At 59.7% G+C, this 13,373-nt stretch carries 10 protein-coding genes; 4 read left to right on the plus strand and 6 right to left on the minus strand.

The genetic code is table 11. The annotated features are described in order from the left end of the window. Positions 1-216 precede the first annotated feature (216 nt). The 3 genes from EPN93_09135 to recQ all read left to right on the plus strand — a co-directional run bounded on the left by EPN93_09135 (position 217) and on the right by recQ (position 5,014). Complete coding sequence (locus EPN93_09135; protein TAL35953.1) at positions 217-2,070, plus strand: GGDEF domain-containing protein; 1,854 nt, start codon at positions 217-219, stop codon at positions 2,068-2,070. A 78-nt stretch (positions 2,071-2,148) separates the two neighbouring features. Continuing rightward, positions 2,149-2,652 carry a peroxiredoxin gene (locus tag EPN93_09140; GenBank protein ID TAL35954.1) on the plus strand — a complete coding sequence of 168 codons (504 nt, stop codon included), beginning with the start codon at positions 2,149-2,151 and terminating at the stop codon, positions 2,650-2,652. A gap of 169 nt (positions 2,653-2,821) precedes the next feature. Next, a complete protein-coding gene (gene recQ, locus EPN93_09145; GenBank protein TAL35955.1) occupies positions 2,822-5,014 on the plus strand; it encodes a DNA helicase RecQ in 2,193 nt (730 codons plus the stop codon). Positions 5,015-5,168: 154 nt separating this feature from the next. On the opposite strand, the gene EPN93_09150 is transcribed toward recQ, so the two are convergent. The 5 genes from EPN93_09150 to EPN93_09170 form a co-directional block, all read right to left on the minus strand. Continuing rightward, positions 5,169-5,705 carry a class I SAM-dependent methyltransferase gene (locus tag EPN93_09150; GenBank protein TAL35992.1) on the minus strand — a complete coding sequence of 179 codons (537 nt, stop codon included), beginning with the start codon at positions 5,703-5,705 and terminating at the stop codon, positions 5,169-5,171. A 100-nt stretch (positions 5,706-5,805) separates the two neighbouring features. Beyond that, positions 5,806-7,926 carry a hypothetical protein gene (locus tag EPN93_09155; protein TAL35956.1) on the minus strand — a complete coding sequence of 707 codons (2,121 nt, stop codon included), beginning with the start codon at positions 7,924-7,926 and terminating at the stop codon, positions 5,806-5,808. A 250-nt stretch (positions 7,927-8,176) separates the two neighbouring features. Next, complete coding sequence (locus tag EPN93_09160; protein ID TAL35957.1) at positions 8,177-8,914, minus strand: 1-acyl-sn-glycerol-3-phosphate acyltransferase; 738 nt, start codon at positions 8,912-8,914, stop codon at positions 8,177-8,179. A gap of 54 nt (positions 8,915-8,968) precedes the next feature. Further along, on the minus strand, positions 8,969-9,520 hold the full coding sequence (locus EPN93_09165; GenBank protein TAL35958.1) for a DUF1697 domain-containing protein: 552 nt from the start codon (positions 9,518-9,520) through the stop codon (positions 8,969-8,971). A gap of 19 nt (positions 9,521-9,539) precedes the next feature. After that, positions 9,540-10,781 carry a DUF2817 domain-containing protein gene (locus EPN93_09170; GenBank protein ID TAL35959.1) on the minus strand — a complete coding sequence of 414 codons (1,242 nt, stop codon included), beginning with the start codon at positions 10,779-10,781 and terminating at the stop codon, positions 9,540-9,542. Between the two features lie 260 nt (positions 10,782-11,041). On the opposite strand from EPN93_09170, the gene EPN93_09175 reads away from it, so the two are divergent. Further along, positions 11,042-12,445 (plus strand): hypothetical protein, encoded by a 1,404-nt coding sequence (locus tag EPN93_09175; GenBank protein ID TAL35960.1) that lies wholly within the window; start codon positions 11,042-11,044, stop codon positions 12,443-12,445. 104 nt (positions 12,446-12,549) lie between these two features. On the opposite strand, the gene EPN93_09180 is transcribed toward EPN93_09175, so the two are convergent. Further along, the gene (locus tag EPN93_09180; protein TAL35961.1) at positions 12,550-13,284 is read right to left on the minus strand and encodes a hypothetical protein; all 735 of its coding nucleotides are present in this window, start codon (positions 13,282-13,284) and stop codon (positions 12,550-12,552) included. Positions 13,285-13,373: the final 89 nt, after the last annotated feature.

Here is a 13,373-nt window from a genome sequence, read left to right on the forward strand (position 1 = left end):
TCCGGATTAAAACAATCATTTTTTATGCCAAAAACCCGGCCCGGTCGTGAAAAAAATAAAAACCGGCTCGCTGGACGGTAAAGTACTTTACAAAATGGCATTCATTTTTATGCTCTCATCAGTATGAACCCGGTCCGAACGCGGTAATCCGAGTCAGGCAACCGGCGACGGAATGGGGGCCGATACGCATGGACCCGACCAAATGAACGGCATTGCATGATTAGACATCGATTAAGGACCGATCTTCCCGCGGGGTTCAGCATCACCGAGGCCTCATGGTACATGAGCCTGAAATCGGGATTCGACAGGTCCATGTATTCGAAGCTGCGGGCCTCGATTCTTTTCGCCATGGGCATCGTGGCCTTCCTGTTCCTGTACGGGCAGGCGACGGGAACGGCCGCGAACCCGTATAATTATTTTCTTGCCCTGGTATATCTCGCCGGCCTGTACGCCTGGCTTGTAATTACGAAGGACCTGGCGCGCCTGGGCGACGCCGTGCTCTTTACCGCGGCCGCCGGCTTCGTGCTGTGCAGCTTCCTTCCCGGAAGCATGCACACGAGCCTCGTGATCTTCGTCACCTTTCCCATCCTGGCGTTCCAGATGCGCGGCACGCGCCGCGGCACCCGGTGGACCGCGGCGTTTATCGCGGTGTGCGCCGCGACGTTCGCGGTCACGCTCACGTACAACCCGTACGACAATCCCATGTATTCGATCGCACAAATGCTCATGGCGGCGATCGCCTTTGCCATCACGCTGCTTCTCTCGCACAGCGGCGAGCGCCAGCACGAGGCCCTCCTGGAAAGCGCGACGCGCCATTTGATGTTCGACGAGATCACCGGCCTTCCGCGGCGCGACGTGATGATGAACAGCATCCACGGGGAGCTCCCGTGCCTGCTCGCCATCCTCAAGGTCAATAATTTCAACGACCTGGGGGCGGTGTTCGGATACGAGCTTTCCGATACTGTGCTCCAGTTTGTGGCGGGCACTCTCAAGACCGGGGAAAGGAAGCTTGGCTTCCGGGCATACCGGCTGCGCGGCACCGAGTTCGGGATACTGAAAGATACGGGCGACGCGCTTCCCGCGCACGACACGGCGGCAATAGAGTTGGCGCTCCGGGAGATTGTTGAATATCTCAACCGTCATCCCCTTCCCTATGAAAGTTCCGAGATTCGCCTTTCGTACCGTATAGGCGGAACCCTCGTCGATTCGCAGAACCGCCACGCCGCCCTCTCGCAGGCCGACATGGCCCTGAAGGAGGCGGAAAAGCTGCACATACCCGCGGCATTCTTCCAGGCGCGCACCAACATGCGCGACAAGGCGTTCCAGTCGGTAATCAAGTATTCCACCCTTATGGATAACCGGGAAAAGCAGACCTACCGCGCGGTGTTCCAGCCCGTCTTCGATATCGAATCGGGGATCGTCGTCTGGTACGAGGGGCTCCTGCGCATCCTCAACCGGAACGGCGAGTACGAATCGCCGTACCATTACCTTCCCATTGCGCTTGCCACTGGCGAGGACCGGGACATCTCGCGCTTCATGGTGGCACAGGCGTGCTACGCCCTGGAAATCACCGCCACCGACATATCCGTGAATATCTCGCTGGGCGACATGCTCAAACGGGAATTCCTGGAGCACGTGGGCGCCTGCCTTGCGGCCATCCCCGAGCGGCGCGGCGCGCTCATCTTCGAGATACTGGAAAGCGAGGAGCTCACCGACATCGACGCGTGCGCCCGTTTCATCGATTCGGTAAAGGAGCTCGGTTGCAAGATCGCCATCGACGATTTCGGCTCCGGGTATTCGAACTTCACGAACATCGCGCGCCTGCCCATCGACATCGTGAAGATCGACGGCGCCCTCATCCAGCGCATGCTCACCGACAGGCAGGCCTACGACATCGTGGACGGTATTGTCGCGCTGTGCAGGAAGCTGGGCACGCTTGTCGTGGCCGAGCATATCGACCGGCATGAACTGCTTCACATGGTAAAAACGATCGGTATCGATTACGGGCAGGGGTTTCTCCTCGGAGAGCCCATGTTGCTTCCCGTGGTATGCCCCGAAGCCCTCAGCTGACGTCCCCGCACTTGCCTCCCGTGGAATTTAATGCTATATTCCAGTATCGTCTGAAATTTCCCCACCAGGAGAACGAACATGGCCGAAACGAAAGTCCCCGCCCCGGGCGGAACGGCGCCTGATTTCACGCTCCCGGACAAAGACGGGAAGAAGGTCACGCTCAAGGAGCTCCGCGGCCGATGGGTCGTGCTTTATTTTTACCCGGAGGACGACACACCGGGATGCACGCTCGAGGCTGTCGATTTCAGCGCCGAGAACGAGACGCTCGCGGAGATGGGCGCGACGGTGCTGGGGGTAAGCCCCGATTCCGAGGAGAGCCACTGCCGGTTCTACGACAAGCACGACCTGCACGTGACGCTGCTGAGCGATGAGAAACACGCGGTGATAAGGCGATACGGCGCGTGGCAGCCGATAACGCTTCCCGGAAAAGAGACCACGGGCGTCGTGCGCAGCACCTTCCTTATCGACCCCGGGGGAACCGTGCGCCATTCGTGGACTGGAGTGCATGCCGCCGGACACGTCGCCCAGGTGAAGGACACGCTTGCGTCCCTGCTCGAACCGGCAGTATCGGCCCCCCAATAATTCAGGCGCCGCTTCGATCGCGCGGCCCGGGGAGGGCAGCACGGCGCTCTCCGGGATTACCGCGCAAAGGCGCCGGTTGCCCGACGGGTGCGCGGTGCACAGGCCCGTGTCCCGCGAACAATCGCCGGAAATATTTTCATGCTTGCGCTCATCCCGTTCGTAGTAAGAGATGAACAAATACTCTTGTACGGGGTTGAACGAACGCATGGAACTTAAGCTGCTCAAAGACATATTCGGCTACGACGCTTTCCGCCCGCCTCAGGCCGAGGCGATACGCTCAGTCCTCGCGGGGCGCGACACGCTTATCATCATGCCCACGGGCGCGGGGAAATCGATCTGCTACCAGCTTCCCGCGCTCATCTTCGAAGGGATCACGATCGTGATCTCGCCCCTCATCGCGCTCATGAAGGACCAGATGGACCAGATGCGCGCCCTGGGAATCCAGGCCCGGACGCTCAACAGCTCGCTCACGCCGGAGGAATACCGTGAATCGACCGAGGCGCTCCTGGCGGGAAAAGTCAAGCTCCTCTACCTCGCCCCGGAATCCGCGCTCAAGCGGGGGACCATGGAACTCCTTTCACGCGTAAGGGTGGACTGCGTCGCGATCGACGAGGCGCACTGCATAAGTGAATGGGGACACGATTTCCGCCCCGAGTACCGCCAGCTGGGCGCGTTCCGGGCGGCGTTTCCCGGCGCCGCGTGCGTGGCGCTCACCGCGACGGCGACGCCGCGCGTCAGGGAGGACATCAGGGAGCGGCTCAATTTCCGGGAACCGGGCGAGTTCATATCGAGCTTCAACAGGCCGAACCTCTTCTACGAGGTGCTCCCCCGCACCGACCCGTACAAGCAGGTGCTCGAGTTCCTGCGCGGGTACCGGGACGAGGCCGGCATCATCTATTGCTTTTCCCGCAAGGGCGTCGATACGCTCGCGGAATTCCTGAACCGCGCCGGAATATCGGCCAGGCCCTACCACGCGGGGCTGGACGACGACACGCGCCGCCTCCACCAGGAGCTCTTCGCGCGCGACGACGCGCGCGTTATGGTGGCGACCATCGCCTTCGGGATGGGCATACACAAGACGAACATCCGCTTCGTCGTGCACTTCGATCTTCCCAAGAGCATCGAGTCGTATTACCAGGAGACGGGGCGCGCGGGCCGCGACGGGCTCCCCGCGCGCTGCCTGCTCCTGTATAATCCGGGCGACGCCGTGAAGATTCGCTATTTCATAAACCAGATCCCCGAGGACGTGAGGCGCGCCGCGGCGACCCGGCACCTCGCCTCGCTCACCGCCTACGCCGAGACCGCGGAGTGCAGGCGCGCGCCGCTCCTGGCACATTTCGGGGAGGAGTACGGGGTCCACAACTGCGGCTGCTGCGACAACTGCACCGGCCCCCCCGCGGAACAAGTCGACTACACCGAGCAGGCGAGGAAATTTATTTCCTGCGTGCGGCGCACCGGGGAGTCGTTCGGCTACGCGCACGTCGTCGACGTGCTCAGGGGCTCGGAATCGAAAAAGATCCTGGACTACGGCCACCAGGCCCTCTCCACGTACGGAATAGGCGGCGAGCTCTCGAAAAAGCAGTGGATGGCACTGGGGAGGCGCCTTGTCGCGAAGGGGCTCCTGTTTCAGGACCTTGACGCCTACGGCGCGCTGAAGCTCACGGAGAAGGCGATTCCCCTCCTCAAGGGCGAGGGCGAATTCCGGGGCGCGGCGATCATCGACCACCAGTACGCGTCGAAGCGCGCGGGGACCGCGACCCATGACACGGGGCTCTTCGCCGCGCTCAGGGCGCTCCGCAAATCGGTCGCGGACGCGGAGGGTATCCCGCCCTACCTGGTCTTCTCGGATAAAAGCCTCATGGAGATGGCGGAGCGCCTCCCGCGCACGAAGGAAGCGCTCCTCGAGGTGAACGGCGTCGGAAAAACGAAGCTGGAGCGCTACGGGGACGACTTTCTAAAAAAGATCGCCGCGCACTGCGACGCGCACGGAACGGGAGGGGTGCCCGCGCCGCCCACGAACCGCACGAAACCCGCCGACCAGTACCGGCACCGCGAGGTGGGACGCGCCTACAATGAAGGCGCGGACATCGACGAGCTGATGCGCGCGTACGACGTGAAACAGGCGACCATCACCGCGCACCTCTACCGCTTCATACTCGAAGAGGGCGCCCTCCGGGCCGACGGGCTCGCGCCGCTGCTCGCGCTTCCCGTCCCCGTGCGGGACGAGCTCTTTCGCGCATTCGAGGAGCGGGGATGCGAGTCCCTGCGTCCCGTCTACGATGCGCTCGCGGGCGCGGTTTCCTACGAGGACATTGGACTCTACCGGCTGGCATGGCTCGCGCGTAAAAGTAATGGCGCATAACGGATATCGGGGGCCGATGCGCGGGAAGACGGGCACGGCGCCCGGTTAACCCGCGCGCCGTGCCCTGGAGATTCCATGCGGCAGGCCGATTCACCCGCCGGCCGGCGCACCGCGCCCAACGGCGTCGCGCGCGCCTAATGCTTCGCGACCGCGATCAGTCCCGGCGCGCCAGTACCGAGCGGCTGAAGAACACCCGGGGACCCGTTCCCGTCGTAAACCCCGCATCCACCAGCAGCCCGGTCGCTTTCATGAAATCTTTTTTCCCGACATGGAACTTCGGCTCGACCACGAGAAGGGCCGCGCCCGGTTTCATTATTCCCCGAAGCTCCCTGAAAAGCGCCGGCTTGTCGGGAACCTCGTGGAGCACATAGAAGAGCAGGACGAAATCGAGCGCGGCCGAAAGACCCACCCCGTCCGCGCGGCACTTATGCAATTGAATTCTTTGTACGAGGGGCGTGTTCGCGATTTTCCGTCCCAGCTTTTCGAGCATCCCTTCCTGCAGGTCCGCCGCGAAAACCTTTCCCGTCTTTCCCACCATCTTCGCGATCTCTATCGAGAAAAATCCCGGCCCGCATCCCAGGTCGAGTACCGTCATTCCCTCCCACACCCACGGGCGCAGTATTTTCGCGGGATCCTGGACGAGTTTTCGTATCCCCGCATCGAGCGCACCCGCGTGTTCGACCGGGCACACCCGCGTCGTATTCGTCGGTTTCAATTTTCGCCTCCGTTTATACAGTCCGGCTGCTACGACGTGCCCGTGTCATTTTTATTGCCGGAAAAGACCGGTTATTTTATTCCACTATCGCCGTGAGCGTCTCGATATGCGCCTGCAGGCCCTTGAGCGCATCGAGAAGGACGCCCGCATTGCGCATGACCCCCTCCATGATCTCATTCAGATACTCTATGGACTTCGTGACTTCGAAGGTGGTGATCTTCTGTTCGTCCGTGGACCGCGCGATGTCTTCGGAGCCGTGCGATATTTTCTCCATGTTTTCCTGCAAAACCAGCGCAAGCTTTTCCTGCTCCCCGCAGAGACTGCCTATCGTGGTGATAGAGTTGCCCACGTTCACGGCGGCCTGCTCGATCGAGAGAATGACGGCGGCGGATTCGCGGACGGTTTCGGTTTCCCGCGTGATATTTTCGAGGGTTGAATTGATGTGCTGGTGTATGATTTTAGCCTGTTCCATCGATCTGTCGGCGAGCTTGCCTATCTCCTGGGCCACCACGGCAAACCCCCGGCCGGATTCGCCCGCGCGCGCGGCCTCGATCGCGGCGTTGAGCGAAAGCAGGTTCGTCTGCTCGGATATCTCGTTGATAATCTGGGCTATCTCGCGGATGGCGCCCGAGGAGTCCTTTATCCGCTGCATGCCGTTCACGATGTCGTCCAGGCTTTTCCTGCTGGTTTCCGTCTGCCTCAGGCTCTCCGTGCTCAGCGTGCCCGCCTCGCGCGCGGCGGCGCTTATCCTGGAAAGCGACCCGACGTACTGCACCGCGACCTCGTTATTCTTCTTGATCGCGTCGTCCTGGCTGAGCGCGTTCCCGCTGATGCTTTCAATGGAAGCCGACACCTCTTCTATCGCCGAAGAGGTTTCTTCCAGGCTTCCCCCCTGGCTCGCCATCTCCTCCTGGAGCCGGTCTGCCGTTTCCTTAATCGTCGAAGAGAATACTTTCAGTTCACTGGTGGAGTGCTTGACCTTATTGAGCACCACCGAGAGATGGACGTTCTGTGCCGACGCGGTTTCCACCGCGGACTCGAGGTTCTGCGCGATGATGCCCATGCGCTGGGTCATGACGATCCCGAACGAAATGATCATCGAGACATAGCCGAAATTGATCCAGTAGAGATCGGCGTTCATCATGTCTACGACCAGCAGTATGTCATGGACGAGACAGAGCATGAAGATGATGTAGGATACGAGGAGTGGAAGGGCCTCCCGGTTTTTCTTAATCGTCGCCCGCACGATGGGAACCGACCAGATTATCTGCGCCACGATACCCAGGACCCCCACCGCCATCGACCTCCAGCTTGCGATTACGGGACTCGCCTGTGTCGCCGTGAGCGCAACAACCGCGCCGATCGCCGAATTCACGAAAATGATTTTCTGGAGGACCGGGCTTCGCTCGTCCAGTATGGTTTCGATGAACATGTAAATAAAAATTATTTCAACGGAGAGCAACGCGTAATAGAGGTTATCGGCCAGCACGTAGGATATGCCGAAATCCGGCAGGAAGAAATGAAGCGTGAGCACGCTCCAAAGCGCGCTCGCGGCCGCAAGGTACAGGGCACCCCTGTCTCTCTTTCCGAGCAGGGACTGGAAGACGAGCAGAAGCGCGAGCATCAGCGTCAATATTCCCGAAGACAGCGGGAAATAGTGCGCGAGGAATCTTTTCCAGAACGCGTGATTTTCAATATCCTTCATCGCGCCCAGGACGGGCTTGTTCTTGATGTTGTTTCCGGTGAAGGAGTACACGCTTACCGCGATTAGGTTGGGTTTGCCGTCCCTGATCAGGGACGGGGGGATCCAGTAGTAACGGTCCATATTCCAGGTGGAAAAGTAGTCCGGGCCCAGCCGGCCCGTTTTCCCTATGGGGGCGCCATTGAAGAAGGTCTCGTCAGCAGCGTCGATTTTTCCGATATAGAGCGCGATATCTTTGTTCTGCAGGCCGGGGGGGATAACAACCTGCCTGCGCAGCCATATCTTTTTCCCCGCGGACATGCCCGGAAGACGTGAGGGAAGGTCCACCGCAGTCCATCCTGAATCATCGACCCCTTCCCGCGCGTTTTCGATCCCTTCTCCATATGAAGCCCTCCAGTCCTGGGAAAGATCGACGAAGTTTTCCCGGGAGCACGCGGAAAACAGGATTGCAGGCAACAAGACCGCCAACATGGACGTGATTCTCACTGGTTTCATCGATAAACCGCCTTTTGCTTGAATGGGGCCGTAGCTTGGCCGGAGCCGCGTATCCCGGCTTCACTTTGCGATTATTCCGGCCATGTTCCGCTGTGTGAGGATATATATTTAAACGACGTGAATCTCCGGCACGCATGCCGGATGTATATATCATCCCATCCCGGCCTGAAATTACAATATTAATTTAAGCCGAAACAGGGAATCCCTTCAGGCGATCTGCGTCGGAGGAATCATCAACCTGCCAGATCGCTCAATCCCGGCCCGGAAACCCGGGATCGAAATTCGCGGTCACCGTTTCTTTCGTGCGCGCGATCAGTTCGGGGATGATTTCCTCTCTGTACGCCGACGTGTCTATCGGCTCCCCTACCACCACCCGGATACTGCCGGGCCGCACCGCGGTGCTGCCCTTGGCGAGGACCCTGCGGCTCCCGTTCACGGTGACCGGGAGAATGGGAATATGGCGCGTAACGGCCATCACGAAGCCGCCCTTCTTGAAATCATGGATCGCGCCGTCGGGGGAACGGGTCCCTTCCGCGAACACCATGACGCTCGCGCCGGCGGGAAGGCGGGACAGACCGCGATTGATGCTCGCGATCGCCTTCGCGCTGTTCCCGCGGTCTATGAAAATATTGCGCGCCGCGTAAAGGGCGTAGCCGAAAAGCGGAATTCTTAAGAGCTCCCGCTTGATCACCCAGCGGAACTGGACGCCCAGCGTGGTCACCAGGGCGAGTATGTCGAAGAGCGACTGGTGGTTGGAGATTATGATGTAGGACCGGCCAGGTTCGATACGCTCCCGGTGGACGATCTCCGCCCTGACGAAGCACACGGCGAGCATTAATCGCGCCCAGATTTTCGAGATCGAAAAAGCGAGATTTCCCGTCCGGCTTATCATCGAGACCAGGATTATGGGAAAGAACACAAGCAGCGTTGCGAGGGCCGCCCAAGAAAGGATCCATGCAAGGCGTACGGCATTCAGGATTTTACCCATGTCTGTCTCACCTGTCGTTCGGCGTAAAATGCGGGGCGTCACCTCCCGGCCGCATCAAGGTTGCGTCATTTCAAGCAGGGCCAGCATCGTCTTCCAGCTGCGCGTCGTTGCCGCAAGCCCCAGCTTTTTTTCGAATGCCTGGTTGTTCAGCCTGCTCCTGCCGTACCCGCGGGGGCAGTAGAGATATGCCTCGCGCCCCTTCACCTCGTAGCGCTCGGCGTCGTCCTCGCCCATAGCGAGCCCCGCGACTTTGCGCGCGTCGGGGATTCGGTCGAACAGCGTCACGTAGAACCTGTCCGGTGCTATCCCGAGAATTTTCAGGAGCGGATTGCCGGCGACGATATCACGGAGCTCGTCCGCCGTCCGTATGATCACGGTCACCTCGTAACCGTATTTTTTACGGATGGCTTCGCCGATATCGCTTTCCAGCGCATCGACGCCTCCTGCCGCAGCCTCGAACACGACGTTGCCGCTTTGAATGTAGGTCCTTACGCGCGCATACCCCAGGGATTCGAAAAGCGCGACGAGGTCCGTCATCCGGACGGGCTTCTGCCCGCTCACGTTGATACCGCGCAGGAAGGCGATGAGGGTGGTGAGGGCTTTCATGGCGAGTTCAAGTTTATCCCTACTTCAACTCGGCAAACCTCTTGAACAGCACAGGGAAATCCTCGGCGGTCTGGCGCATAATCTCGGAGCGCCATTCGGGCGACGACGGGTAATACATCTCCCTGAAATTCGCCTTCGCTTCCTTGAAGTCGCTTTCGGACTTGCCGCCCTGGTTGGCCGCCTGGTTTTCCATGATCGTGATCTTGAGCGACTTGATGGAGCCCATTGTCGTCTGGCTGTCCATGGTGCCGTATTCCGCGGTCATGCGGATCACGGTCTTCGCGGGAAAGAGCTTCTCGATATAGTCGGTGATGTCGCCCGTGGTGATGTAGAAGTCGCCGGTATCGCCCCAGTCCACCGTACGGCCTTCGAACACCTTCTTCGCCGCTTCGAGGTTTTTGGGGATCGTTATGGGATTCGGGAAATAGTGCATCTTGTCGCGCTCTCCGTAACCCGTGTGCAGATCCATCACGAATACGCGCGCGCATCCCGCTGCGCTCTTCGTAATGAGCGCCTCGAGCGGCGCCTTCTGCGGCACGAAGTCCTTTCCGCCATAGTACACGCCCATGGGGAATTCGTACTGCCCCTTGAGGATCGATTCGCGCAGCGTCCCCATCCCGTACTTCACAATATAGTAGATCGCCTTGACCGGGAAGAATACATAGCCCGGGCTCCAGGTGGAAAGCTTCTCCTCCGGATTCAACAGGTCCTTGATGACCGGGTAGCCCGGGTTCTTCAGCGCAAAGAGCTTTTTATCTACATCGAAATTGCGGTTCAGGTCCACGTTCTCCTCGTTGACCCGGCGCTCGTGCTTCATGCCGTACGGGTTCACCCCGTGGATGAAAAGCACGCCGGTCGTCGAAAGGTCCATTTTTGGAAGAAGTTCGCGCATGACCATGCGCTGGACGGCGCTTCCCGCGAAGCCCTCGATGCCGTGCACGCCCGAGCTGATCACGATGAGGCCGGCCTTTTCCTTCTGGGCAGGTACATAGCACGCGTCGATCGTGAGGCCCTTGTCTGTAGCGCTCTTCACCTCGATGCTTGAGGTTTCCACTCCCTTGTACGCGCGCTTCAATCCATCCGCTTCCTTTATGAACTGCGCGCGGCAGTCTTCCCACGTACCAGCGTAATAGCCGAGTTTCGATGAATCAACGGCGATATCGCCGCCCTTCGAACAGCCTGCCGCTCCCGTGAGCGCCAGCGCAAGCGCAATCGCCGGTACCAACAACAATCGACGCGTCATGTGCCCTCCCGAAATCATAATTTCATTTTATTCCGCGCCGTAACCGCGCGCCTGGACCGCTGTGATTATCAGTCAAATGCGGGGGAAGTCAAGCGTTTTGATTCGGGCGCCGATTCTCCCGCCTGCGGATATTCGAGCTTCATTCACATTCGAATTTGTCACTCTGCACCTTCTCCTTTGAGTTCACAGAATACGGGATGTCCGCACCCGCATGAAAAAAAATAATTGAAAAATGCCCTGCCGCGCGGACCCTTGGCTGGATATATGGAGAACGAACAATGACAAAGATCGAACGCCTGCAGCAGTTCTTCTCCCCCTCCCATGTCGCCGTGGTGGGGGCCTCCGCGAAGACCCACTGGTTTCACAACGTCCTGGACTACGCCGGCCGGACCGGTTTCCAGGGCCGATTCTACCCGGTGAACCCGGGCGCCGCCGAGGTGTGCGGCATCCCCGCGGTCCCGTCGATAGCGAACCTCCCAAAAGGGATCATAGATTTCGCGGCCGTAATCGTGCGCAGCGCAATCGTCCCCGACACCGTACGCGCCCTCGCGGCGCACGGAATAAAAAACGTGCTTCTCGTCTCGTCCGGATTCTCGGAGGTGCAGGGCGATGGTGAGCGCCTGCAAGCGGAGCTGGTCGCGCTCTGCCGCGAACTTGACGTCATGCTCATGGGGCCCAACTGCCTGGGCTTCCTGAACGTCGCGGACAGGGCGGCGGTCTTCGCGGGGGGCTCCATCGAGGGGACGCTCATCCCCGGGGACGTGGGTATTATCGGCCAGAGCGGGGCCTCGAGCGAGGTGATCGCGACCAGGGTACTTAAAAAAGGACTGGGCATTTCGCTCTTCGTCTCTTCCGGCAACGAGGCCGTGATCTCGTTCGAGGACTGCCTGGAGCACATGGTGCTTCACGGGCGCACGCGCGTGGCGATCGGCTTCATCGAGGGATTCCGCGATGTCGCGCGTCTCGCGAAAATCGCGCGTGAGGCCGCGCGGCGCGGCGTACCCATCGCGGTGATTAAAGTCGGGAGGTCCGATAAAGGAGTCCAGGCCGCGCGCTCTCACACCGGGGCGCTCGCGGGAGACGATGCCGTCACCGACGCATTCCTCCGCCAGCACGGAATCATTCGCGCCGACACGATCGAAGAGCTTGTCGAGACGGCGGGCATACTCTCACGCTGCCCGCTCCCCTCGGGCGGCAGGCTCGCGGTGTGCACCCTCTCCGGCGGGCTCGCGGGACTTTACGCCGACCTGTGCGGAAGTCTTGGGATAGACCTCCCCGATTTTTCGACGAAAACAATGGCGGATCTGACCGATGCGCTTCCGCCCTTCGCGCGCCCGGGTAACCCGCTCGACGTCACCGGCTCCGGCTTCGCGCAGGGAATGGACCGGGTCTTGCGCATACTCATGGAAGACGAGAACACCGATATCGTCGCCACCCTTTCCTTTCCGCCTGATGCGGTGTCGGATTCGATTGCCACGGGTCATAACGATTATATTCTCTCATCCCTCCCGGGCACACACAAGCCTGTAGTCCTCCTCGCCTTCAGGGAGGTGGGCGAATACGCGCGGACCTGGTACCGCGAGAAGGGGCTCTATTTCGTCGAACACACCCGGGACGGATTCAAGGCGATCGCGAATCTGGTCGGCTACGCGAAATTCAGGCGAAGGATCGCGGGTAGTTGACGGGGGAAGCTTTTTAAGTGACGCTCGCTCCTTCCGCCTGACTAAATACAGCCTTCTTCACAGGGCATGCACGCCGGATCGCAGGGCCGGCGGTGCATGCCGTCCTACCCGTCGCTTCCAATATTGAAATTATACACGACGGACGCCGTTATCCCGTAAAAACGGTTTTCGTTTTCGCCGATACTGCTGGAATCGAAATCCATCTTGAAATACTGGTAGCGCACGCCCGCGATCAGCGTGGTCGAATACGAAGCGATATAATACGCCAGGGAAAGTGTGGCGTTATACCCCGATTCGATAAATTTTTCTGTCGGATTGCCCGGCAGTTTTTCCTTTCCCCAGAGATACATGCCTGAAAAATTGACCAGCGCGAAGAGCGATTCGGTAACCGGGAGCGTTACCCCCACACCGAGCGCGGGGCCGATTGACGCATGCGTGAAATACCCGCCCTCGAACGGCATGAGCAGGTTGCCCTCCTTCTCTCCCTCATACCTCATATATTTTACCCCGCCGAATATCTTCAGCCATTTCAGCAGGGAATAATTGAGGGCAGTGTCGGAATCGTACCGTCGATAATTGAAACTGTCGTTCACGTCGGGCATGGGGACCTTGAAGTTACCGGTCAACAGCACGCTCGTAAGAGTCCATCCCTTCGCCAGGTCCACCCCCAGCACGGGACCGTACATGAGGCTCGGATCGGACTTGAAATTGTCGGTCGGGGTCAGTTTCCATTGCGTGTACCACGTGTTCACACCCACGTTGACCCCGGTCGCGTACGCACCGGAAACGCCCAGGGACAGCATCGCGCATGCCGCCAGCAGAATTATATATTTCTTCATATGTATCCTCATTTCAGTATAATAATTTCCCGGGCTTTGCCTGGGAAAAACCATACACAAAAAAGCAGAAGAAACCGCCGGAAGTCCAC

Source organism: Spirochaetota bacterium (assembly GCA_004297825.1).
Lineage (GTDB): Bacteria > Spirochaetota > UBA4802 > UBA4802 > UBA5368 > FW300-bin19.